Origin of the sequence: Arthrobacter sp. 131MFCol6.1 (assembly GCF_000374925.1) — a bacterium.
Lineage (GTDB): Bacteria > Actinomycetota > Actinomycetes > Actinomycetales > Micrococcaceae > Arthrobacter.
In genome coordinates, this window is the sequence record NZ_KB895541.1 from 341,374 (window position 1) to 365,138 (window position 23,765).

The 23,765-nt window shown below is 65.3% G+C and carries 21 protein-coding genes and 2 pseudogenes; 10 read left to right on the forward strand and 13 right to left on the reverse strand.

The window, feature by feature from the left end:
* The first annotated feature begins 46 nt into the window (after positions 1 to 46).
* Together C566_RS0101690 and C566_RS23425 are read left to right on the forward strand one after the other, a co-directional pair.
* Positions 47 to 1,267 carry an NADP-dependent isocitrate dehydrogenase gene (locus C566_RS0101690; protein ID WP_018772591.1) on the forward strand — a complete coding sequence of 407 codons (1,221 nt, stop codon included), beginning with the start codon at positions 47 to 49 and terminating at the stop codon, positions 1,265 to 1,267.
* A gap of 8 nt (positions 1,268 to 1,275) precedes the next feature.
* Positions 1,276 to 1,698, forward strand: a pseudogene (locus C566_RS23425) (IS256 family transposase); the annotation flags it as partial.
* A gap of 24 nt (positions 1,699 to 1,722) precedes the next feature.
* Here C566_RS23425 and C566_RS0101700 read toward each other — a convergent pair.
* From C566_RS0101700 to C566_RS0101725, 6 genes are all read right to left on the reverse strand, one after another.
* Entirely contained in the window at positions 1,723 to 2,949 is a 1,227-nt protein-coding gene (locus tag C566_RS0101700; RefSeq protein WP_018772592.1) for an MFS transporter, read from the reverse strand.
* Entirely contained in the window at positions 2,927 to 3,823 is an 897-nt protein-coding gene (locus tag C566_RS0101705) for a dihydrodipicolinate synthase family protein (RefSeq protein ID WP_196802338.1), read from the reverse strand. The genes C566_RS0101700 and C566_RS0101705 overlap by 23 nt, the downstream gene beginning before the upstream one ends.
* Positions 3,824 to 3,969: 146 nt before the next feature.
* Entirely contained in the window at positions 3,970 to 4,827 is an 858-nt protein-coding gene (locus tag C566_RS0101710) for an EamA family transporter (protein ID WP_051082240.1), read from the reverse strand.
* 119 nt (positions 4,828 to 4,946) lie between these two features.
* Entirely contained in the window at positions 4,947 to 5,687 is a 741-nt protein-coding gene (locus C566_RS0101715) for a B3/B4 domain-containing protein (protein ID WP_026266275.1), read from the reverse strand.
* Complete coding sequence (locus C566_RS0101720) at positions 5,680 to 6,285, reverse strand: helix-turn-helix domain-containing protein (RefSeq protein ID WP_018772596.1); 606 nt, start codon at positions 6,283 to 6,285, stop codon at positions 5,680 to 5,682. The genes C566_RS0101715 and C566_RS0101720 overlap by 8 nt, the downstream gene beginning before the upstream one ends.
* 394 nt (positions 6,286 to 6,679) lie before the next feature.
* A complete protein-coding gene (locus C566_RS0101725; RefSeq protein ID WP_026266276.1) occupies positions 6,680 to 7,588 on the reverse strand; it encodes a LysR family transcriptional regulator in 909 nt (302 codons plus the stop codon).
* A 73-nt stretch (positions 7,589 to 7,661) separates the two neighbouring features.
* On the opposite strand from C566_RS0101725, the gene C566_RS0101730 reads away from it, so the two are divergent.
* The 3 genes from C566_RS0101730 to C566_RS20505 all read left to right on the forward strand — a co-directional run bounded on the left by C566_RS0101730 (position 7,662) and on the right by C566_RS20505 (position 11,353).
* Positions 7,662 to 8,669 (forward strand): EamA family transporter, encoded by a 1,008-nt coding sequence (locus C566_RS0101730; protein WP_051082241.1) that lies wholly within the window; start codon positions 7,662 to 7,664, stop codon positions 8,667 to 8,669.
* A gap of 1,014 nt (positions 8,670 to 9,683) precedes the next feature.
* The gene (locus C566_RS0101740; RefSeq protein WP_018772600.1) at positions 9,684 to 10,085 is read left to right on the forward strand and encodes a DUF1003 domain-containing protein; all 402 of its coding nucleotides are present in this window, start codon (positions 9,684 to 9,686) and stop codon (positions 10,083 to 10,085) included.
* Between the two features lie 341 nt (positions 10,086 to 10,426).
* Positions 10,427 to 11,353 carry a diacylglycerol/lipid kinase family protein gene (locus tag C566_RS20505; RefSeq protein ID WP_196802317.1) on the forward strand — a complete coding sequence of 309 codons (927 nt, stop codon included), beginning with the start codon at positions 10,427 to 10,429 and terminating at the stop codon, positions 11,351 to 11,353.
* A gap of 383 nt (positions 11,354 to 11,736) precedes the next feature.
* Here the strand turns inward: C566_RS20505 and C566_RS0101750 are convergent, their stop codons facing one another.
* Positions 11,737 to 12,339: a TetR/AcrR family transcriptional regulator gene (locus C566_RS0101750; RefSeq protein WP_018772602.1), complete on the reverse strand. Its 603-nt coding sequence runs from the start codon at positions 12,337 to 12,339 to the stop codon at positions 11,737 to 11,739.
* Between the two features lie 164 nt (positions 12,340 to 12,503).
* On the opposite strand from C566_RS0101750, the gene C566_RS0101755 reads away from it, so the two are divergent.
* Entirely contained in the window at positions 12,504 to 13,583 is a 1,080-nt protein-coding gene (locus C566_RS0101755) for an alkene reductase (RefSeq protein ID WP_018772603.1), read from the forward strand.
* Positions 13,584 to 13,650: 67 nt separating this feature from the next.
* A complete protein-coding gene (locus tag C566_RS0101760) occupies positions 13,651 to 14,364 on the forward strand; it encodes an SDR family oxidoreductase (protein WP_018772604.1) in 714 nt (237 codons plus the stop codon).
* A 241-nt stretch (positions 14,365 to 14,605) separates the two neighbouring features.
* Here C566_RS0101760 and C566_RS0101765 read toward each other — a convergent pair whose 3' ends face one another.
* On the reverse strand, positions 14,606 to 15,487 hold the full coding sequence (locus tag C566_RS0101765; RefSeq protein WP_018772605.1) for an alpha/beta fold hydrolase: 882 nt from the start codon (positions 15,485 to 15,487) through the stop codon (positions 14,606 to 14,608).
* 47 nt (positions 15,488 to 15,534) lie between these two features.
* On the reverse strand, positions 15,535 to 16,533 hold the full coding sequence (locus C566_RS0101770; protein WP_018772606.1) for an NADP-dependent oxidoreductase: 999 nt from the start codon (positions 16,531 to 16,533) through the stop codon (positions 15,535 to 15,537).
* Positions 16,534 to 16,817: 284 nt separating this feature from the next.
* Here C566_RS0101770 and C566_RS0101775 point away from each other — a divergent pair, with 284 nt between their 5' ends.
* Positions 16,818 to 17,525, forward strand: coding sequence for a VOC family protein (locus C566_RS0101775; protein WP_018772607.1), 708 nt, complete (start codon positions 16,818 to 16,820; stop codon positions 17,523 to 17,525).
* Positions 17,526 to 17,538: 13 nt separating this feature from the next.
* Entirely contained in the window at positions 17,539 to 17,661 is a 123-nt protein-coding gene (locus tag C566_RS23290) for a hypothetical protein (protein WP_018772608.1), read from the forward strand.
* A gap of 445 nt (positions 17,662 to 18,106) precedes the next feature.
* Here the strand turns inward: C566_RS23290 and C566_RS20510 are convergent.
* The 3 genes and pseudogenes from C566_RS20510 to C566_RS0101795 form a co-directional block, all read right to left on the reverse strand.
* Positions 18,107 to 18,873: pseudogene (locus tag C566_RS20510) on the reverse strand (SCO1664 family protein).
* Positions 18,873 to 19,427, reverse strand: a complete 555-nt coding sequence (locus C566_RS0101790; protein WP_018772609.1) for a DUF3090 domain-containing protein — start codon at positions 19,425 to 19,427, stop codon at positions 18,873 to 18,875. The pseudogene C566_RS20510 and the gene C566_RS0101790 overlap by 1 nt, the downstream one beginning before the upstream one ends.
* Positions 19,428 to 19,451: 24 nt before the next feature.
* Positions 19,452 to 20,144 carry a histidine phosphatase family protein gene (locus tag C566_RS0101795; protein WP_018772610.1) on the reverse strand — a complete coding sequence of 231 codons (693 nt, stop codon included), beginning with the start codon at positions 20,142 to 20,144 and terminating at the stop codon, positions 19,452 to 19,454.
* Between the two features lie 307 nt (positions 20,145 to 20,451).
* Here C566_RS0101795 and C566_RS20515 point away from each other — a divergent pair, with 307 nt between their 5' ends.
* Complete coding sequence (locus C566_RS20515) at positions 20,452 to 21,609, forward strand: FAD-dependent oxidoreductase (RefSeq protein ID WP_018772611.1); 1,158 nt, start codon at positions 20,452 to 20,454, stop codon at positions 21,607 to 21,609.
* Between the two features lie 276 nt (positions 21,610 to 21,885).
* Here C566_RS20515 and C566_RS0101805 read toward each other — a convergent pair whose 3' ends face one another.
* On the reverse strand, positions 21,886 to 23,517 hold the full coding sequence (locus C566_RS0101805) for an MFS transporter (RefSeq protein WP_231386227.1): 1,632 nt from the start codon (positions 23,515 to 23,517) through the stop codon (positions 21,886 to 21,888).
* Between the last annotated feature and the right edge of the window lie 248 nt (positions 23,518 to 23,765).

Below are 23,765 nucleotides of genomic sequence, written 5' to 3' on the forward strand. Positions count from 1 at the left end.
CCACCATCGGTGTGGGTCATTGTGCCCATGAAATCAAGGAGACCGCATGAACGAAAAGATCAAAGTCGTTGGCTCTATTGTGGAGCTTGACGGCGATGAAATGACCCGCATCATCTGGCAGTTCATCAAAGGCCGCCTGATCCTCCCGTATCTGGATGTGGACCTGAAATACTTCGACCTGTCCATCCAGAACCGTGACGCGACCGATGACCAGGTCACCATCGACGCCGCGAACGCGATCAAGAGGTACAACGTGGGCGTCAAGTGCGCCACGATCACCCCGGATGAGGCCCGGGTCGAGGAATTCGGCCTGAAGAAGATGTGGTTCTCCCCGAACGGAACCGTCCGCAACATCCTGGGCGGGGTCGTCTTCCGCGAGCCGATCATCATCTCCAACATCCCGCGCCTGGTCCCAGGCTGGAACAAGCCGATCATCATCGGACGCCACGCCTTCGGCGACCAGTACCGCGCCACCAACTTCAAGGTCCCGGGTTCTGGCACGCTGACCATGACCTTCACACCCTCCGACGGCGGCGAAGAGATCAAGCAGACGGTGGTCACCTACCCCGACGGGGGAGGAGTGGCGATGGGCATGTACAACTTCAATGACTCCATCCGCGACTTCGCCCGAGCCTCCTTCGCCTACGGGCTGCAGCGGAACTACCCCGTGTACCTCTCCACCAAGAACACGATCCTGAAGGCCTACGACGGCCAGTTCAAGGATCTGTTCCAGGAAGTGTTCGACGCCGAATTCAAGGACCTGTTCGAAGCCGCCGGCCTTAGCTACGAACACCGCCTGATCGATGACATGGTCGCGTCGGCGATGAAGTGGGAAGGCGGGTACGTCTGGGCCTGCAAGAACTACGACGGCGACGTCCAGTCCGACACCATCGCCCAGGGCTACGGCTCGCTCGGTCTCATGACCTCCGTGCTCATGACCCCGGACGGCAGGACCGTCGAGGCCGAAGCCGCGCACGGCACCGTGACCCGCCACTACCGCCAGCACCAGCAGGGTAAGCCGACCTCCACCAACCCGATCGCCTCGATCTTCGCCTGGACCCGCGGCATCATGCACCGCGGCAAACTGGACAACACCCCTGCCGTCATTGACTTTGCCATCACTCTAGAGGACGTCGTCATCAAGACGGTCGAAGCCGGCCAGATGACCAAGGACCTGGCGCTTCTGGTGGGCCCGAACCAGAAATGGCTGAGCACAGAGGAATTCCTTGCTGCACTGGACGAGCACCTAGAGGCACGGCTGGGCTAGCCCATCCGGTCTATCCGGCGCTCTTCGTGGACGCGATCGTAGTGAAGGTCCGTGTCGGGCAGGTGCGCAACAGCCCGTTCTTATGTCGTCATGGGCGTCACCGTCAACGGGGAGCGGGAGATTCTAGGGATCTGGGCCGGCGACGGCGCCGAGGGCGCCCGGTTCTGGCTCCAGGTGTTCTCCGAGCCAAAAAACCGCGGAGTGAAAGACGTGTTCATCGCTGTCTGCGATTGGCTCAAGGGTCTGCCGGAGGCGATCACGACCACGTGGCAGAGCGAACGGTGGTGCAGCAGTGCGTCGTGCACCTGATCCGCAACAGCTTCCGCTACGCCGGTCGCCAGCACCGCTACGGGATCGTCAAGGCCCTCAAGCCGGTCTGCACCGCCCCGTCGGAGCAGGCCGCGAAGGAGCGGTTCGCCGACGTCGGGGCGGGGGTGTTGTTGAAATCGGGCCAGCTAGTGCTTGGACCAGCGTGGACGGGATCGCTCGATGATGCTGGACGTGGCAGCTGCTGCCGTGAGGGCTGTCGCCAGCATAAGCGGTGCCCAGAGCGCTGGTGAGATGGTGGCACCCGCTACGGCTGTTCCGGCCGATCCCGCAGCGATCTTGAGTGCGCCTACCCAGATGAAGACTTGGCCGCGAGCCTCGATGGGTGCGTGTTCACTGCGCGCGGCGAGTGTTGCAGCGAAGAACATGGCGTTGGCGATCCCTGCCAGGCAGAAGGCAATAAGGGAGGTGGGGAGTGTCGGGGTAAGCATCACCAGTATCAGCGTTGCCCCGACGAGTGCAGCAAGGGAGCTCATGAGAGGGTCTGCGTCGCGTCGGAGCGGCCGCAGCATAAGAGCTGCTGATCCGAGGAGATTCCCGATTCCGTAAGCCGCGACCAGTATTCCGGCGGCTGAGGCCCCGCCGAACCCGGGAGCTGTTGCGACAGCGTAGATCGGTAACGCGGCGACCGAGAATGCGACGGTCACGGTGAGCCCGAGTGTGCGGCGCAGCGGACCACGTTCCCAGATCAGGCGCAGTGTTCGCCCGGGCGATGGCACCTCAACTGCCTTGTTGGGCGGCTCTTGCTTGGGGAGTGCGAGGACGGCTCCGGCACCAACGATGGCGGCTCCGGCCAGAACGAGTGTCGCGGTGAGCGCGTCGGATGCTGCCGCGATCCATGCGACTGCTGCGGGGCCGAGGGTGCCGCTGAGTCCGTAGCTTGCGACGTCCCAGCTCTGTGCTCTGCGTTGGCTGCGCTGCTCGGGGCCGGCGATGGAGGGCAGGCGGCTGCTGATCCCGCCGGTGAGCATCGGCCCGAAGATGCCCGAGGTAAAGAGCAGCATGGCTGGCCAGATCGCCCAGTCGACGGGCAGGAGAAGTGCGGCAGCTCCGAGGAGCACGCCGTGGAGGACGGCGGAGCACGCGATGACCTTTCGCCCGTCACGGGCTGTGTCGAGGCGTCGTCCAATGAACGGGCCAAGCAGGTGGGGAGCCGTAATGGATGCACCCAGGAGCCCTGCCAGCCAGCCGGGCATCCCGCAGGCGTGCGCGAGCAGCACGATAGCAACTACTGCGCCGCCGTCTGCGCTACGCACCAGGGTCGCGGCGAAGACGTAGCGGGCCAGCGCCCCGACCCGGCGGTCCTTCCTGGGTGGAACGCCGAGGTCAGCGCTACGGGTTGAGCCCGAGCTCATCGACAATCCTGGCGACATGGGCGCGCTGCTTCCCGGTCAATCCCTGGATGGGAAGCGGCAGGCACGATGTTGAAGCCAGTCCCAGCTGTTCTGCCATTGCCGCAACAACACGGATGCTCCCGCCAAACTCGGCAAACAGCTGCCACAACGGTGCAAGCCGTTCGGATTCGGCCAATGCGTCCGCGATCCGCCCTTCCAGGGCGGCCCCGGTGATCCGCATCGCTAGCGCTGGCAAGGTGCCGCCGATGACCGAGTACCAGGCGTCGCACCCGGCGGCCAGACCGGCGGCGGCCCTCGCGTCACCGGAAACTCCGATAGTGACATGATCCGGGACGGCCGCCCGGATTTCCTGAATCCGCGCCTGTGCTAGCTCGGGATCGGCCGGTACGCCAGGGATTTTGATGGAAGCGATACCGGGCAGTTCGGCTATGCGTCCGTAGAGCTCGGTCGTGAAGGTGAAGTGGGTGGTGCCCGGGTTGTCATAGACGATGACGGGCAGCGACGAGTTCGCGGTGACGGTGCGGAAGAGTTCGAACACGTCGTCGTCGGTGAGGGGCTGATAGGTCATCGGAGCCATCAGGAGCCCGGAAGCCCCCGCCTGCTCTGCTTTCTCAGCGTTCGCGAGGACGTGTGAGGTCCGCAAGGCCCCGACGCCAATGAACACGGGTGTATCGCCGGCGTGCTTGACGGCAAGACGGGCCACACGGCTCCGTTCCTCGCCGCTCAGGTACGCGTAGGATCCCGTGGATCCGAGCGCGGTAATGGAGGCAACCTTCGCCTCCGAGAGCCGTTCGATCAGGCGAACGAACGCATGCTCGTCAACGGCATCATCTGCCAGAGGGGTAAGGGGGAAGGCGCTCAAGCCGGTGAACATGGTCATAACTCCTTTGGTCTGAACAACAGGGAAGCAAAGTCTTGAGGCGCCAGCCGCTGCCTGGGCGGGCTGTGCTGCGGGGCCACATGTAAGCAGGGAAATCTCGCGCAGCGTCTGGCGGGCTCACTCGGCTAGAGGACAGCCGTCTACTTCGGTCCTTGGCTGATGAGGCCAGGGTCGGTGCGCGTGCCGGCGTGTTCGCGGGAGCGTGGTTGCCGTTGGCCGCCGCGTTGCGCGGCGGCGCCGGCGAGGACGACGAGCGTGATCCCGCCCAATTGGGTGAGCGAGGGTTGCTGGTGCAGCACGAGCAGCCCGAGGAGCACGCCGATGGCCGGTTCGAGGGCCATCAGGGTACCGAACGCGGTGGGCGTCATCCGGCGCAGGGCGAGCATCTCGAGCGCCATCGGCAGCACCGGCATCAGGACGGCCAGTCCCAAGCCGGCGGCAAGGATACCGGGGTTGAGGTGACCGACGGACTGCGGGATGCCGAGGATCGCTGCCGTGGCAGCGGCGACGGGAACGGTGAGGGAGAGCGCGCCGATGCCCGTGAAGCGGTCGCCGATCCGTTGGGTCAGCAGGATGTAGACGGCCCACCCGATGGCCGCGAGCCCTGCGAGGCCGATACCGGCGAGGTTGATCTCGCCAGCCCAGGGTTCGGTCAGCAGGACGACACCGAGGAGCGCGAGGGCTGGCCAGATTAGCGCCCGTGCGCTGTGGCTCCGTACTGCGGCGACGGTCAGCGGACCGAGGAACTCGATCGCGACGGCTGTGCCGAGCGGGATACGCTCGATGGAGGCGAGGAATGCGATCGTCATCAGTCCGGTGGCGACGCCCAGACCCAGAAGCACGGGGACGTCGTGGCGGCGCAGCGCGCGCAATGGGGGTCGGGCAACGGCGAGGAAGATGAGTGCTCTCACGCTGAGTCTGAGCCAGGCGGTTCCGGCCGGCCCTACCGATGCGATCAGATCCACCGACACGGCCGAGCTCAGCTGGACCGAGAGCATGGCGGCAACGGCCAGCCCCGACGGCGGCACAGGGAGATTCTTGGGGACACGTTGGCTCACGGCTGGCCCCTTGGGCCAGCCGGTCACCGATCGCGCGGATCCGGGGGTGGATGAGCATGTCAGTCTCCTTCGTTGGCTGGCGTGCCGGCGGCTATCAGGCGGCGGGCGACGCGGACGTCGGGACCGAGCAGGGTCAGCCTGGCGGCCAGGTCCTCGGCGACGGCGTGGAGCGCCTCATCGGTCATGGGTTCGAGCGCGTCGAGGATGAACAGTGCGGCGGTGGTGTCCTCTCCGAGCTGGGTGCGGCGTGCCTGACGCCAGTTCCAGCGTCGGCAGGTCACTCCGGCGTCGTCGCACCACACGACCTCGCCAGGTTCCGGGTGTTCGATCACCGCTGCGCCGCCGGCCGCCGTATCGAAGGGCTCCTTGCCGGTGGCGCGGACCAGCCGGGGCGCACCGGTGTAGCGGTTTAGGTCCTCCCCGCCCAGCGGAATCTGGTGGAGCACCGAAACGGCGTTATAGAGGTCGGTGAGACGGTTCACCCGGGGCAACCCGGACACCGAACGGCGCAGTAGCGCCTCCAGACTGTTGCGCGTGCGGCTGGGTTTGGCTCCGAAGGCCTGGTAAGCATCGCGCCAGGCCGCCACGTGCGGGAGCCGCTCGACCGGCCGGTCAGCGAGCAGCCCGCGGGCTGCGGATTCCGCCTCCTGGAGCAGCTCCTCACCGGCCTGGTCGCTCGGGCCCGGGACGAGTCCGTCAACGGCCAGCAGCGAGGCCCGGTAGTCGGGCCGCAGCGCGAACACGCCGGCGTCAACCTGGCCGCCGTCGAGGAATTTCTGCAGCATGCCTTGCTCAGACATTGGATGCCTCCGGCCGGTGTCCTGTCCCCACGCCCGGCTCGAAGACGGCCAGGGAGAACCTCGCCGGCTCTGTGCCCGTATTGGCGTAGGAGTGTGCCACGTCGCCCGGGAATGTCAACGCGTCGCCTGCATCGAGGGTGACCGACTGGCTTGCGACCTCCACCGTGACCGTGCCCTGCTGGACCTGCAGGAGCTCCTTGGTGCCCGATGTGTGGGCCTCGCTCACGTGACGGTCACCGGGACCCAACGTCCAGTCCCACAGTTCCACCACATCCGGCGGCTCGGTGCCGGCCACCAACACACCGAGGCCGCCGGACTCGCCGCTCCACAACGCAGCGCCCTCACCACTGCGGGTGACCTTCACCGGCTTCGGCCGAGGTGACTCGACCAGCGCCGGCAGCCCCACACCGAGCGCGTCACTGATCCTCAGGAGCGTTCCAACGCTGGGATTCGCGGCACCCTGCTCCACGTTGACGACCATCCTGCGGCTTACCCCGGCAGACTCCGCCAGCTGATCAAGCGTCCAGCCCCGCGACTGCCTCTCCTGCTTAACCCGGGAGCCGATGGCCAGCGCCAAGTTCGTTGTACTCTCATCCATTAGTGCATCATACTGCACTCGCAGTGCACTCGACTACTGCCCGTCGTGCGGCCGAGTGGCCAAAAGACCCTCTTGAGCTTCGACGTCGCACCTCATGCCGCCAATCAGGACCAAACCGTGCATGACTGAGACAACCCTTTGGGAGACTACTCGGAAGTGTCATTTTTCGAAGTCGTCTGCACCACTTCATGCGGAAGTACGGGGTTGTACAGGCGCTTTAGAACATCTGAGTGTTCAAAGGTGCCTGTACGGTCTGCATCTTGATCCGTAGTCGGCTGCACAAGCCGACAGGGCGCGCCCGGAGCCGGGCTTCTGGGCTTTCTGATACTCGGCCGTCAGAGTCTCCGGTGGTGATGCGGAGGAGGCGCCTAATACTTTGCGCCGGGGAGCACCACTAGCTCGCAGCTCGGCCCGCAATCTTGCGCAGGAGGCCGGCAAGGTGCTGAATGCCCGGGCTTTGGGTCATGGTCCTGCGGTGCACCATCCCCACACGACGAGCCGGCACGGGACGGACCACCGGTATAGTGACCACATCCGCGGGCAGTGCCGGCCTGCCGAGACGAGGCACGAGCGCCACCACGGCCCCTTGCTCCACCAGCGCGATGTGGGTTGCGAAGTCCGGATCGTAGACCTGGATATCCGGGATGCGGCCCAGATCGGCAAAAATCCGCAATAGGGCCTCGTTGCAGATGGCGCCGTGCGGGGTGCTGATCCAGCGCTCATCAACCATGTCGGCAGCTTCCACCTCCGTCCTTCCTGCCAGGGGATGGTTCCGGTGAACCAGGAGGTCCGCGATGTCATCGGAAAGCCACTCGAGCATCACGTGCTCTGGAATCACAAGCGGGACGGAGTTCCAGTCGTGGACGATGCCGAGGTCGGCTTCCCCGCCGGCTACACGTGCCACGGCTTCACGGGGGTCCTCAGCCAGCACAGTGACGTCCAGATCGGTGCCGGAGGAAGCGAGCATGCCCAGCATCGGCCCCACCAGCCCCCGGCACGCGGTGGAGAAGGACACCACCTTCAAGCGGCCATACGGTTTGGCGGGATCGGCCAGGAGCGTGGACTGGAGTTCTTCCAGTTCGGCGAGAATGCGGCGCCCATAAGCGGCCAAGGCAAGTCCGCGTTCAGTCAGCAGCACCCCTCGGCCATGCCGCTCCAGGACCGAGAAGCCAGTCTGCTTTTCCAGCTTCTTGATCTGCTGCGATACCGCCGACGGGCTGAAGCCCATTACCTCTGATGCTGCAATGACGGAACCATGGTGCTCAATCGCTGCCAGCGCACGGAGCGCTCCGATGTCTATCATGAAGCAAACGTACATGCTATGCGGTGTGAATCAACGCTGGTGCTTCATTCTCTTCTCTGTCAGGGTGGGGAGCGTGAACCTTCGCCATTCCTTGCTTGCCATCCTCGTCGCTGTCTTGTGGGGCCTAAACTTCGTGGCCATCGACTTGGGCCTCCACACCAACGGACGCGACGTTCCGCCGTTGCTGTTTGTGGCGATGCGGTTTGTCCTGGTGGTCTTCCCGTGGATTTTCTTCGTGCGCAAGCCTGATGTCAGCTGGGCAGCAATTGTCGGTGTCGGACTCTTTATGAGCGCCGGCCAGTTCGGGCTGCTGTACCTGGCCATGGCGCTGGGCATGCCGGCAGGTCTGGCCTCCCTGGTACTACAGGCGCAGGTTCTGCTTACGGTTCTGTTGGCCGCCGTGTTCCTTGGCGAGCGGCCCAGCGGGCGTCAGTTGGCCGGCGTCGCACTTGGCGTTGTCGGCCTGGCGGTAGTGGCGGTGGGCCGCAGTGCCGTAGCCCCGCTACTTCCGTTCATCATTGTGCTGGCCGCGGCGCTTTCCTGGGCTGTGGGCAACGTAGTTGCACGCAAAGCCAAGGCGGCGTCGGGGCTGGGGCTGGTGGTCTGGTCGGGTGCGGTGGTCCCGCTCCCGCTCGCCGGACTTTCACTGATCATCGATGGTCCCGATGCCATCACCGCAACGATCGGAGACCTCCAGCCCGCCACTGTCCTGAGCGCGCTATACACCGCGGTTTTCGCTTCGCTGGTGGGGTACGGGATCTGGAACCGGCTGCTCGCGACATACTCGCCGTCGGCCGTGGTCCCTTTCACGCTGCTAGTGCCGGTGGTGGGGATGAGCGCAGCGTGGCTGGCCCTGCAGGAGGTGCCCTCGGCCACGGAAGTGGCTGGCGGACTGCTCCTGCTGGGAGGAGTGGCGACGGCGGTGCTCACCAGAAGCGGCGGGCGGATTCAACGACAGGGCCCCGCTTTGCCGCCAGTTTTGGGCCCGGCTTCGGCCAGTGGCTTGCGGGTCGCAGACGCCGACGAACAAAACCTGCAGCGACTGCAGGGATCAGCCAGCGGAAAACCGTCCGAGAACTGACATCACGCAGTTCAGGGGCCAGCTCAACCACGTTAACAGTCTCACCCCCGAGATCGTCGACGCCGCTAGAGAAACGATGTTTTGTCCTGACACCAACCCCGGAACGTTGACCTCGAACGTGTTATCGCATCGGCGCGGGACCTGCCAGAGTTGTATGCCCGGAGCGTTCCGGCGATGGCCTCATCGAGGGGGGTGCTGTGAGCCCTAGTCTGTTCACGATTTTGCTGCTCTCGACGATGAATGGCTCCTCGAATTGTTACTGCATTTCGAGGAGTTCACGGATAGTGGGGTTGAAGAGGTTCGCCGAGGACTGCGAGGCCTTCGTGTCGGCTCCCCTGGGGACGACGAGTCAGGGGCTCGGGGATCCGGCCACCGCGAAAACTGAGTTCGGTGTTGAGCAGGCTCGACTTGACCGTGTTGAGACGGATGTCCGGACCGCAGGGCACTACAAGGGAAAGCTGGGGCGAGTCGTCCGATGAACCAAGATAGCCTTGGTATCCCTGGCGAGTCGACCAGGTGAACAGTGTTCCTGCCTGGCTGAGCCTTTCCAGGAGGCGGTAGGCCTTGCGGAGCCGGTCATGGGTTAACCACCAGCTCTGGTGTGCCCGCACCCACGCATGGGCCACGGTGGTGTTGCACCGCGGTATTGGACCAGCTATCAGACAACGCCGCGGCGATCCCGGATCCGCCGTCGGTGATCACCACCTGGGGTGCGGGGAACCGCTGCAGCAGCGCAGCCCAGGCGGCCTTTCTTCTCGGTATCGCACCACTGCCATCCGATCACGTGGTCGCCGGCGATGGGACCTAAGCCCCTACCGTTCCTGTTCGGACGGCCAAAACTGGAGGTGAAAGACCGCGTTCTTCCACGGTGCTCGAGCAGCTGTTGGAGGCGGCTGAGCGTCCTTGGCCGCCTCGAGGCGGCGGAGCATCCCGGGACGCGGCCGTCGACGCAGTAGTGCAGTGACTGCCACCGATCGAAGCGTGGCTCGTCCGCCGCAACTTCCAAGGAGAGCAATGCCCCGACTCCACCCGCCGCCGCCACTGCGCGAACACCCGGTCGTGACCAGGTTCCGGGAGAAGCGTGCCGAGCACCCGCAACTGAGGATCGCCGATGCAATCACCAGCTTTGCCGGATCGATGCCTTTCGTTTGCGTCCACGTGGCCGTCTTCGCCGGGTGGATGCTGTTCGTCGAGAAGAGCCCGTGGCCGACGCTGACCCTCGTCGTTTCGCTGGAGACGATCTTCCTGTCGACCTTCATCCTGATCGGGCAGAACCGCGCATCCGCCTTCCAGCAGGAAAAGGCTGATCACGACTTCCTCGAGCAGGAATCCGAACTGAAGAACAACACCGAACTCACCCGCGAGATTCACAAACTCACGACGGAGCTGCATCGACGTGTGATCGGTCAGGGATGACTGCCGCCTACGGCCCGAAGAGCGCCGCCCCGATTACCCAGAGGCCCCTGGCAGTTCGTGGCGTGCGCTGGCCGCGGTTCCGGCGACACGGCGGCATACCTCACGCGGCTTCGCCTTCGTCAGCGTCTCCGTCAACGCCGTCGCGCAGACCCTGCCCACCACGCCGACTGAACGCCGCGGTGACTCGTTCGAGCAGATCCGACACCGGTTGGGTCGGGGCGTTCATAACAGGGACGGTGCTCGTCTTGGCGGGCATCGCGGCCATCCGCGGGATTCGCGGCCTGCGACGGTCGGAACCTCCGGGCCGCGCCGTTCCGCCGGCGGGCCATCCCGCCTTGATCGTGAACCCCCGCAGCGGGGGCGGCAAGGCCGATCGCCTCGGCTTGGTCAACGAATGCAGGGCACGCGGCATTGAGGTGCTCATCCTGGAACCGGGGCAGGACCTTACCGGGCTGGCCGAGGCCGCAGTGGCCAGCGGCGCCGATGTGCTCGGCATGGCTGGCGGGGACGGCTCGCTTGGGCTGGTCGCGGACGTGGCCGCCCGGCACGGTGTGCCCATGGTCGTGGTGCCTGCCGGCACCTTCAACCACCTGGCCATGGATCTCGGCCTCGACCGCGGCAACGTTCTCGGGGCACTCGACGCGTTCGGAGTGGCCGTGGAACGCCGCATCGACCTCGGCCAAGTCAACGGCCGGGTGTTCGTCAACAACGTCTCGCTCGGGTTGTACGCGCAAATCGTCCGTTCCCCCGAGTACCGAAATGCCAAGGTGGACACCACCCTGAGCATGCTGCCGAGCATGCTGGGGCCCGGGAGCCAACCCTTCGACCTGCGCTTCACCGGTCCGGCGGGGGAGGAGTACACCCGCGCGCACGTGCTCCAGGTCTCGAACAACCCGTATGGGCGCACGCCCTCCACCCTCGCCAACCGGCCGCGACTCGACGGCGGCCACCTCGGGGTGATGGCCCTCAAGCTCCCGGACGATCCAGCAGAAGCACGGCGCCAGCTGGCCGCGGCCAGCGGGCACCCGGACACGTTTCCCGGCTCCGTCGCCTGGGAGCCCTCGACTTTTGAGGTGGACTCGGGTGGGCCGATCGACGTCGGCATGGACGGGGAAGCGATCCGCATGGCGGCCCCACTGCGGTTCACCATTCGGCCAGGCGCACTGCGGATCCGCCTCGCCCGGGAGACCCTGCTCTCACCCGCGGCCCGTCCGCTCCGGGCCCGCTCGGCTCTGCGGGACTTGCTGCGCTGTGGGCTCGGCCGTTGAGTGGAGCGCCGGCCACCGCGGCCGCGCGACCAAGTCGGTGATGGGCGCACTGCGCGAACCCTCGCAGTTAGTCCCGGAACGTAGCAGATATGGTGTCGCGGCTGTCGCTCACAGCAAGGGGGTCCCGCCGCTGGCGCGGCAGGTGCTCACCCTTCTATCGTCCAGTCAATGGAGTCGGCTCGCATCGTCCGCATTGACTGTTCCACTACCGCATTCGCAGTAGATGGATCAGGAGGCGAGACGTGCCCTGTATGCGTGGGCGACCAGCTGGGCCGGTCTCTGGTTCCTACCTTGGCCATGAGGTCGTTGACGAATGGCGCCTCCCGATCCACGACCGCAGGCGCCTGGTGGACACCGGGCGTTAGTGCGAGCACTTGATTGCGTCAGCGGGACAGCAGCACGCCGACCTGGGTCCGGATATCCCGCACAATCTCGTCGGTGCTCAATCCGGCGTTCACGCTCGCCGCCATGCTGAGGAACATGATTGCAGTGACGATGTGGGCCATCGTTGCGGCATCACCAGCACCGGCCTGCTCGTGCGTGCCCAGGACGGCAGCGGTGGCCTCCTCGGTCTGCGCGACGATCGACAGAGCTTCGCTGTGTCGAGGCTCCTCGGGATCGCCGAAGACCATCTCCCGCAGGTAAGTGCGTCCGTTGTCGACCTGGACGCGGTTGCACTCCACGATCGGCTGGACGATGGCCATCACCGCATCGAGGACATCGGATATGGTTTCGGCATCCGCCCGACCCCGCTGGAGTGCTTCGGCGTAGTGTGCGTTCTGCACGAGCAGCAGGAGTTCACCTTTGGACTTGGCGTAGAGAAACAGGGTCCCGGTGCCGATGTCCGCCTTGTCGGCGATCTGCTGGGTCGTGACATCCTCGATGCCGTGCTCGGCGAACAGTTCGCTGGCTGCCGCGGTAATACGGTCCAGCTTTTGTTGCTTGTTCCGCTCACGCCGTCCGACCGGCTGGGAGGCGAGAGACATGATGGATCCTCCGGGAATATATTCTGACTGCACTCAGTTATGAGCATAGTCATTACTGTAACGGGTTGAACTCTTCGCTAATTCTCCCACGCCGTTGGCGGGCTGCAACGGTCCGCCCGGGTGGAAGTGGCCGGTTTCCCATCAACGCAAAGGACTATGCACTCATGACCACGTCATCTTCGCTCTGGCAGCCATTCACCCTCGGGAATGTGGAGCTGCCGCACCGGCTCGCGCTGGCACCGCTGACCCGGAGCCGTGCGAACCCGGACGGTACCCCCGGGGAACTGGCCGCGGAGTACTATGGCCAGCGCGCCTCGCTCGGGCTGATCATCACCGAGGGCACACAGCCGTCCGAGGACGGTCAGGGCTACTTGAACACCCCAGGCATCTACACTCCCGAACACATCGAGGGATGGCGAAAGATCGCCGACACGGTGCATGCAGGCGGCGGAGCGCTGTTCATCCAACTGATGCATGTCGGCCGGATGTCGCACCCGGATAACACCCCGCACCACCGTCGGCCTGTGAGCCCGTCGGCGATCTCGGCCGAGCAGGACATGTTCACTCCAATGGGCCCGCAGAAGACGCCGGTGCCGCGTGAGTTGAGCGCCCACGACATCCAGGCCACCATCGCCGGGTTCCGCCATGCCGCGGCCTCCGCTATCGCAGCGGGAGCGGACGGCGTGGAGATCCACAGCGCGAACGGGTACCTGCTGCACCAGTTCCTCTCGCCGAACTCGAACCATCGCACGGACGAATTCGGCGGATCAGTGGAGAGCCGGTCCCGCTTCGTCGTCGCGGTCGCCCGCGCGGTGGCCGAGGAGATCGGGGCAGACCGGACCGGCATCCGCATTTCACCGGCGTTCCCGCTGGGCGGAATCAACGAAGGGGACCCCGTGGACGTCCGGACACAGTACCGACACCTGGTCGGCGAACTCGCCACCTTGAAACTTGCGTACCTGCATGTACACCACCTCGGTGACGACGAACTGCTTCGGTCCTTCCGCGACACCTGGCCTGCTGCCTTGCTCGTCGTCCGGTACGGGCGCGACCGCGAGCAGATTGCCGACGACATCGACGCCGGGCTCGCGGACATCGCGCCGCTGGGCCGATTCGCCCTCGCAAACCCCGACATTGTTCAGCGCCTGCGCACCGGCGCACCGCTGAACGAGCTGGACCCGGGCACCCTGTACGGCGGCGGTGCGGCCGGGTACACCGACTACCCTGCTCTGGCACACGCCTAGTCGTCTGCCGCGGGCAGCCCGCCACCGACCTCACCCAACCCACACCCCTCAGAAGGAAGAAACTGCCATGCCCTCACTCAACGGAGCAGTCGTTCTCATCACCGGAGCCAACGGCGGAATCGGCACCCACTTCGTGCACGAAGCCCTCGCCCGGGGAGCTGCAAAGGTTTATGCCTCCGCCCGCACGCCCGGCACTTGGAACGACGAACGCATCGTTCCGCTCGCCTTGGACGTCACCGACTCCGCCTCCATCCAGGCAGCGGTCGAGGCGGCACCGGATGTGACCGTGTTGATCAACAACGCCGGCGCGTCGGTCTCCAGCCCCGGGATCCTCACCCACACGGACGAGGAGATCCGCCGGAACGTCCAGACGAACTTCCTCGGGCCTCTGTTCGTCGCCCGCGCGTTCGCTCCAGTCCTGTCGGCGAAGGACGGGGCGATGATCATCGACATCCACTCGGCTCTGAGCTGGTACGCCGTCGCCGGCATCTACAGCGCCACCAAGGCCGCACTCTGGTCCGCGACCAACTCCCTCCGCCTCGAACTTGCCCCCGCCGGCGTGCACGTCGTCGGCGTCCACGTCGCATACGTCGACACCGCGATGGCCGCGCATGCCACCGACCCGAAGCTCGACCCGGCCGTGCTGGTGCGCGCCGTGTTCGACGCCACCGAGGCAGGGGAGTACGAGGTCCTCGCTGACGAAACGTCCGTCCAGCTCAAGGCCGGACTCAGCGCACCCCTCGAAGCGGTCTACCCGCAGTTGATGGACGCGAACGCATAAGCGAACATCCGGTGCCACCGGGTTCACCAAAAGTGAGCGCGGTGGCACCACACCTGTCCAAGGATGCCGCGGCCCACGAGGCCTCCAACAAGAGGCGACGGAACGGGTGGGGAGTGTCTGAACAACGGTGGGCCCTGTTCGAGCCGGCCGGCGCAACGAGGCCCCACGCCAATGGCCCTGCCCGCCCGTATTCACGGGCGGGCAGGGCCATTGTGCCTCTCTGCTCTGTTGGCGGGATCTGTCAGGTACGTGCTGGTCCGTGCGCGAGGAATTCTACGGCGACGGGGGAGAACCGGTCGTGGAACTGGAAGATGCCGCCGTGGCCCGAGTCGGGGTAGATGATCAGCTCGGACCCCGTGATGCGCCGGTGCAGGTCCTCGGACAGGATCGACGGCACCATGCGGTCGTTGTCGCCGTTGGCGATGAGGGTGGGGTGGGTGAGCTGCGACAGGTCCGACGGCGCGGAGCGGCCGAACTTCCGGATTGCCTTCAGCTGCGTCTGGAAGGCTTTGGTGCTGATCGGCTTGTCGCGGTCGACAGTGCGCTCCTGCAGGCTCCTGATGAACGTCTTCGCAGCCGGCTTGCCGGTGGCGTTGCGGTTAAAGAACAGGAACTCCTTCGGGTCCGCGCGCGTCAGGCTCGCGCGGAGGACGTCCCGGTAGGTCGTGCGGGCGACCTTGTCGATGTCCTTGCCGCCCCGCGGCCCGGTACCGGCCAGCACGAGCTTGCGGACGAGGTCGGGATGTTTGAAGAGCAGGTCCTGGGCGATCATGCCGCCCATTGAGAAGGAGAAGACGTCGATCGTGTCGAACCCGAGGGCCCTGATAAAGGTATAGGCGTCGTCGGCCATCGCCTCGATGCTGTCTGGAACCTGCCCGGTGGAGCCTCCGACCCCGCGCTGGTCGAAGGTGATGACGTGGCGGTTCTTCGCGATGGGCTCGATGATGCGGGGGTCCCAGTTGTCCAGGGTCGCGGCAAGGTGCACGAAGAACACGACGGGGATGCCGGCCTTGGGCCCGAGCTCGCGGTAGGCGTAGGTGACGCCACCGGCGGTGATGGTGCGTGTGGCGGCCTTCGCGTACGAGGTGACGACGGAGCCGTTTGGGGTGTCGAAGCTGCTCATGCTGGTAGTCCTCCTGAGTGGTCTGTGCGGTGAATGGTGCCGGCGGCTCAGGAGGGAAGGGTGACGACCGCTTTGCCGCGGAAGCCGCCCTTGGCCAGCGACTCGAGCGCCTGTGGGGTCTGGGCGAAGTTGAAGACCTTTCCCACGACCGGGCGCAGCACGCCGTCGTCGACCAAAGAGCCAATTTGGCGCAACTGGTCGCCGCTGGCACGCATGAAGAGGAACTCGTAGCTGACGCCGAGCTTCTTCGCCTGCCGCCGGATCCTGCTGCTGAGCCCCGCTATGGCCAGGCGCAGCACCGGGTTCAAACCGGCTCTGCGCGCGAACGCCGGGTCCGGCGGGCCGGCGATTCCGATCGCCTTCCCGCCGGGCTTCAGGATGCGCAGTGATTTCCCGAGGTTCTCCCCGCCGAGGCTGTCGAGCACCAGATCGTACCCTGCGAGGAGCTGCTCGAAATCCTGCGTACGGTAGTCGATCACCGTGTCCGCGCCGAGGTCGCGCACGAAGTCGGCGTTGGAGGCACTTGTGGTGGTCGCGACGGTGGCGCCGAGGTGCTTGGCGAGTTGGATCGCGATCGACCCGACCCCGCCGGCCCCGGCGTGAATGAGGACTTTCTGCCCCGGCAGTACGTTGCCTTGCTCAACGAGGGCCTGCCACGCCGTAAGTGCAACCAGCGGTAGCGAGCCGGCCTCCTCCATGCTGATCGATGCGGGTTTCAACGCCAGATCGGCCTCGGTGATGGCGATGCGCTCGGCGAACGTGCCGATGCGGTCTTTGTCGGGGCGGGCGTAGACCTCGTCACCGGGCTTGAATCCGCGCACCTTCGCCCCGACACGGATGACTGTGCCGGCGACATCGTTGCCGAGGATCAGCTGCAGCTTGTACGGGAGGATCTGCTTGAACTCACCCAGGCGAATCTTTTCGTCCAATTGGTTGAGGCCAGCTGCCTGGACCTGGACCAGCACATCGCGGTCGCCGACGGTCGGCTCAGGGACGTCGGCTGCGCGCAGCGGCTCCTTGTACTTGGTGACGACGAATGCCCTCATGGCGTGCTGCTCCTCATATGACGTGCGGTTCGTTGCAGCTGAGTTTACTCAATTATGAGCGTACTCAGAAATATAGTCAAGTGAACCGTGAGGTGCACGCGTTCATTTGAAGGTTCCCGAAGACGCGGGATAGAGGGCCGCCAGCGCAGTCCCCTGGCCCGCCCGGACATATGAGCAGCCTGGGTGGGGGCGCCGAGCGGGCCAAATTCAATGTCGGATCACAAGCGAGTCACACCAGTCACAGCCGTATCAACTTTGAACTGACCTTGGTAGGATCCCCGTCTATGGACATGCTGAAGGGCGAACAGATCGCCGAGGCCAACCTGACCGACTGGCGCAAACTGGCCCAGGGACTGCATGCCCGCTACCTGGTCGACGACTTCGGCGCCGGCGCACGGTTCGTCGCCGCGGTGGGCGAGGCGGGCGACGCGCTCGGACACCACCCCCGCATGTCGATCGGCAAAGGGTACGTCGACCTCAAGCTGATCACGGACGACGCCGTCTACCGCGACGGCGAGGGCACCGAACACGTCGTTGAATGGGTGACCCAGCAGGACGTCGACCTAGCGCGACGGATCACCGAGATCGCCGCCGACTACAAGCTCGACGCCGACCCGGCCTCGGTCAGCGACATCGAGCTCGGCCTCGACACGGCGCGCTCCGCGACCATCGCCCCGGTGTGGGCCGCCCTGCTGACCGGGAGCGCCGAGGCCCAGGGCCGCGGGTCCCCCAGCGATGAAATCAGGGACGCCACGGGACGGGTACCGAACCTGTGGTTCGGGGACGCCGAGGAGACGGAGACCTCGCGTCAGCGGTTCCACATCGAGGTCTATGTGGCGCCAGAGGTGGCCGAGCAGCGGATCGCCGCCGCCCTCGCCGCGGGCGGGACCGTCGTCGATGACAGCAACGCGCCCTCGCTCACCGTGATCGCCGACCAGGACGGCAACAGGGGAATCGTATGCATCGACCTGTCCGCCGCGAAGAAGGATTGAAACGCCAATTCGGTTGACCCGCAGCGCGCGGCGGCGGATCACTTCGGCCCGCGGGATCGAATACCATGAACGGCTCTTCTGGATCATTGCTGGTCTCTTCGTCGCCGTCGCCCTTGGAAACTTCTACGCCGAATAGGTCGTACTGCTGTAACAGTCTCATTCCAGCGACACGGAATCGCCAACCTCACCAATGGGCATTCACTAAAGCGGGGCTACATACCCGGACGTGTGAGCGCCGTAGACTTCGGACGGTGATCGACGAATCCGTAACCCTGGGCTTCGGATCGGGTGATACTGGTGCCGGACTGGTCCGGATTGCGGAGGATTTCGGGGGAGTGGCAGAAATTCGAGTGCTGGAACCCGGTTCGAGACCCACCTCGGGCACGTGTTTCCCTGTTCAGGGGCTTATGGGCCTCTGAGCGTGGACAAACAGTTCACATGAGGGCCCCTTCGGGGGCCCTTTCTTGTTGGTGGCCGTTGCTGAGGCCTGCGTGCTCCTTCCTTCCCTGGTCGGCGGTTTTGTCTTTTAGTTACCTGCACATGGACGTGACTGGCGGGGGCACCATGACCTGGTAATTCCCCTAGAACAGCGGCCAGGGCACCGCCGACATCTCACCGCTCGGAGCCGGAAACCGCCCTGCCAAGCGCAACCGGGCGCAGCGCGCGGCGAGCGATGCGATTTCTTCGGCGCTGAGCAAGTCCGCCAGGTTTCGTCCCAGCCCACCGTGCAGTCCCTCGCTGACACGATCGATGCCGTCGCGTTCCTCGGCGGTCAGAGCTTCTCCCAGCCACCCCACAGCACCGTGCGCAGGTTGTGGTCTCGGTGAAAGGTGAGCCCATGGTCCACGCCGTGCCGGTGTCCGTCCGTCATGGCAAGAATGTGGTCGCCTTTGCGGTCGGCGTTGTTGACGACCATGTCGAACACCGCCATGCGTCTGAGCGCTGGCGAGTCTTCGTGAACGAGGGCGACCATCCGTCCGTTCTCATCTCGTCCCTCGAGAACGTGTTTCCAGCCCGTCTCCGGCACCTGGTCCGTCGCGACCAGGTTCACGGCGCTTTGGGCTGGGTCTGGCTCCTGCCAGAGCTGCACCATGCCTTCGCCCATCGGACCATCGCGCAGCCAGGTGTGCGGCACGACGTCCCAGCCGAAGACCTGCGAGACCAGGTAGGCGGCCACCTCCCGGTGAGCCAGTGTGCCGTGGGGAAAATCCCACAGCGGACTTTCGCCTGCTATCGGCTTATAGACGACCACCACGTCGCCGATGCTGCCCAGAAATGTAGCGTTTGAAGCCGTCGTGATGCGGCCGGTGAGCGTCAGCTCGGCGGTCACTAGGTCCGGCGCTGGCATCAGACCTCGGGAAGGGTGCAGATGTGCCCGTCGGCGTCTATGGGGTAACCGCAGCGCGAGCACGTCGGACGCCCGGCGCCCACGATCTCCCGGGTGCGCTTGGCGAATGCGCGGGCGGTGCCGACCGGCATTCGCACCAGCAGCATTTCGGGCTCGTTAGCGCCGTCCACATCAAGCGATCTGTCGTTGTCATCAGCATCGACGTCGGTGATGGGGTGGGCCTCTAATACGACCTGGGCCGTGGTTGGGTCCCAACCTAAGCTCATGGCGCCGGCGCGAAACTGCTCCTGAACGGCCTCGAGTTGGTCATTGTCGACAAGTTCAATGGGAGTACTCGTGGGAACGCTGAAGGGGTTGCCCTCGATGGTGATCAGCTGGTCGAGAATTTCGTCGATCTTCTCCGCGAGCAGAGCCGACTGCTGCTTCTCCAGGGCAATACTCACGATCTGCGTCCCTGCGCGCACCTGCAGATAGAACGTTCGCGCCCCCGGAAGGCCAATGGTGCCAACGACGACCCGATCAGGCCAGGCAAACTCGTGAACACGTGTAGGCATGTCAGTATTCTAGGCACATGAGGTTCATGGCGCCTTTTGCCCTGCACCGCCACCCACCGGCGCGTCGCCAGAGTGGATGCCGTTCGACAGCCACGACAGATCACCCGCGTCGGTGTTTGTCGCGTAAACGCTCGGCCGACTAGCGCCGTAGCGCACGATCGATACGGAGGCGGGCCCCACGTTTATACGCTGGAACAGGTCAAGGTGCATGCCGAGCGCGTCGGCGAGGATTGACTTGATGATGTCACCGTGACTCACCGCCACCCACACGGCCCCTGGCCCGTACTCGGCTTCGAAGGCTGCATCGTGGCGTCGAATCGCTGCCACCGACCGAGCCTGCATCGCGGCCATGGATTCACCGCCGGGAAAGACGACGGCGGACGGTTGCGACTGCACAACGGGCCACAAATCCTCGGTCGCGAGATCACTGAGCGTGCGGCCCTGCCACTGGCCGTAATCGCACTCGGTGAGATCCGGATCGACCGGCGCGTACGGCGAGCCAGCCTGGCGATCGAGGATGAGCTGGGCGGTCTGCTGACAACGCTCAAGTGGGCTCGACACCACCCCGACTACTGGCACGGCCGCGAGCCGGTCTCCGGTCAGAGCCGCCTGGTCGCGCCCGATCTGGTCCAGGCTGACGCCGACGGCCCGACCGGCCAGCAGTCCAGTGGCATTGGCTGTGGTGCGGCCGTGCCGCACGAGAATAACTGTCGCCATCCACCCAGCCTAACCACCCGCTCGATGGCGGTGTGAACCTTGCCGGTCGTGCGTCGAACAGGCAGATAATGCACTGGCGGAACCCTTCAAGCACACCGACGCGCTCAAAGCCGCCTAAACGTACTCGGCACGCATCGACCAGCTCATGGCTGACGCAGCAAAACCGGACGAACCGGCACCGCCAGAAGAGTGTGGACAGTGTCCACACTCTTGGTTTCGGATCGGGTCTTTGCGATCCAAATTGGGTCCGACGTGGGATCGCCAGCAGTGCGGACTTGCCTCCGGTGTTGAGTGCTTGAATGGGGGCATGGTGGATCGCAGCGTACTGGTCTCCGGCGGCGGGATTGCCGGCTCGACCGCCGCGTACTGGCTGGAGAAGGCTGGCTGGTCGGTCACGATCGTGGAAAGAGCGGCCGACACACGATTCAGCGGCAACCCTATCGACGTACGCGGAGCAGCGGTCGCTATTGCACGGCAAATGGGCATCTGGCCGCGCCTGGAGGAGGCTGCCACCGGTGTCGAACGCCTGGTCTTCGTCGACGCGGACGGGCGGCCACAGGCCACGATCCGCACGCGCCGCCGCGTCGACCGCCAGCAGGAGGTCGAGGTCGCACGCAATGAACTCGTCGGCTTGTTGTTCGACAAGGCCCGGGAGACAAGTCTCATCATCCCGGACGACTCGATCGCTGCCTTGCATCAAGACGGCGGCGGAATCGACGTCGAGTTTCAGCGGACCCCTTCCCGTCGCTTCGACCTGGTCGTAGGAGCCGACGGACTCCACTCCACCGTTCGGCGCCTGGCATTCGGCCCCGAGGAACGTTTTTCCCGCCCTTTCGGCATGTTCGTGGGCACCGTGCGCGCCCCTGTGCCGGTCGCGGATCCGCGCACCGTGCTGTTGTACAACGAACCGGGAACCTCCTTGACCATCCATCCGGCGGGTGGGAAGCCCGGTTTCGCATTTATCTTCCGTGGGCAGCACGATTTCGACTACCGCGATGCGGAACAAGGAAAGCGCCTCGTCGAGTCCGCCTACGCCGGCGGCGGATGGCTCACCACGCTCGCGCTCGAGGAATGGGGTGCGTCCGGCGATAGGTACTTCGACGCCGTCTCCCGCGTGGACGTACCGCGGTGGAGTGCCGGCCGCGTGGTGCTGCTCGGTGACGCGGCGAGTTGCATCTCGCTGTTCGGTGACGGCTCCAGCAGCGCGATCGTTGGAGCCAAGACCCTCGCCGACGCGATTGCCGCCCATCCGGGCGACCACACCGCTGCTTTCGCCGGCTATGAACACAGGCACCGCCAACACGTCCGACCGCTACTACGGGGCGCCGGCATCGCATCGCGCCTCCTCGTACCCAAGACCCGATCGGGCATCGCGATGCGCAATGCGGTGTTGAACGCGGCCGGATCCCTCCGCCGCGGACAGCGCACTGAGGACGGGCTGCAACACCCGAACGGGGTGGATTGAGAATGGCGAAACGGACAGAGGAGGGGGACGGAGAACCCTGCGCCGATACGACCGGCTACTGTAGCGGTTTCTCGGGCAGCACTTCAGGTGAGTTGTATTCCGGAAGTACCCGGTACACAGCCTCGGCGTACGACGGTACTTATTAAACCGGCGTCGGAGGCTTGTTGCCTGAGTTTCGCGCCGTACGATCCTGTTCCCTCCATGGGAGAGCAGGACCGGCTTCACCGAACCGGCACCGTTCACCGGCGCGCTGGTGTGCTTGCGAGCCGTTGATGATCACGGCGCCCGTTGGGAGTCCTGCTTGGTTTGGGTGCCGGGTTGAATGGTTGGTATGCCGCGGGTGAAGACCAGGGCGAGCAGTGTGATCAGGGCAAGGATGGAGATGGCGGCGCGTAACCCTTGGATCTGGCTGTCCGCGTTCGCCTCCGAGACCGCGTCGATGGTCGCGGGGGGAACGTTCGCGGCAGTGAGCGCGGCCCTCAGGTCCGCGTCGGAAACGAACGGAACCCCGTCGGCGAGCTGTACTTGCGCTTGCGACTCGAGGGTGGCCGGGATTTCCGGGTTGTCGTGGATGATCGCGAAGAACGAGGCACTGAGCGCGGAGATGAGCACAGCGCCGGCTAGCGCGGTCCCGATCGAGGCGCCGAGCTGGGTGCCGGTGTTCTGCAGACCGCCGACCTCACCGCTTTGTTCGTCAGGCACGGCGGACACGGTGACGCTGCCGAGCTGGGAGGCCATCGCTCCCAGTCCGGAACCCGCGAGCAGCAGCGGCCAGGTCACGATCTCTGGACCCGCACCGACTTCGAGCAGTGCGACCAGGAGCACCAGGCCGGTGAACAGGGCGACGAAGCCGGCGTTGACGACACGTCGTGGCGAAGCGTCCGGGCGCAGTTTCGGTATGCCTATGGCGAAGATCAGCAGAGTCAGCGAAAGAGGCAGCAGGCGCACTCCGGTCTCGATCGCCGAAAGCCCGAGCGCCACGGACAAGAACAGTGGGACGACGAAGAAGGTGCCTGCTTGGACGAGGTACATGAACAGGAAGGAGGTGACGCCGCTGCGCAGCTGGAGGTTGCGGAGCATCGCGGGGTCGATGAGCGCGCCCTCACCGCGTGCGATGCGCCGGTTCTCCCACGCCATGAAAAGGGCCAGGACCACACCGCCGCCGAGGATGAGCCAGATGACCGGAGACAGCCCGAGCCACTCCGGCGCGTTGGGTTTGGGCTGCACGAACCCCCACGACCCCGAGAGGAGGATGCCCATGACGATCAAAGTGAGACCGAGCGCCGACAGCACCGTGCCCACGAGGTCGAGGCGGACACCCTCCGCAGCGGGTGTGTCGTTAACGCGCCGCGCGAGAAGCAGGATGACGACCACGATGAGGACCTCGCCGGCGAACACCCAGCGCCACGATGCGTAGGTGGTGAACGCGCCGCCGATCAGCGGGCCGAGCGCCGCCGCGATGGCGCCGGCGGCGGCGACCAGCCCGTAGGCACGCGGCCGTTCGGGCTTGCCGAAGTTCGACGCGACGAGCGCCACGATCGCCGGCATGATCAGTACGGCTCCCAGACCCTCCAGGAATGACCAGCCGATGATCAGCACGGTCAGGTTCGGGGCCAGTGCCGTCGTCAACGATCCGCAGGAATATACGACGCACCCGATCGTGAACGCCCGCTTCCGTCCGATGATCTCGCCGATCTTGCCGCCCGTAATCATCAACGACGCCATCACCAGCGTGTAGAGCGTGATCGCCGTCTGAATGCCGGTCACCGTGGTCCCGAGGTCGCTGGCCACCGTCGCGATCGCCGTGTTCATCACGGTGGTGTCCAGGGCCATCACGAACTGCCCCATCGCCAACGTCAACAGCACGACCCCGGTCGCACCCACTTGCCGCTCAGCCACATCGCTCACAGGCCCTCACTCTCCGACGGACGAACCGCATCCAGGACTTGATGTTGATGAGCGTTATCGCAATGGCAAAACACAACGTCGCTGAATGCTTCCATCCGCCCTGTCTGATAAGCACGCGGCCGAGACTGGGACTGCCAGGCAGCGGACTGATCATCCATGGGGCCAGCATGGCACCCGTCCTGGATATCCGGCTCATCCAGAACGGACGATCTATTCGATGGAGACGTCTCAGCAACCGGACGGGCGAA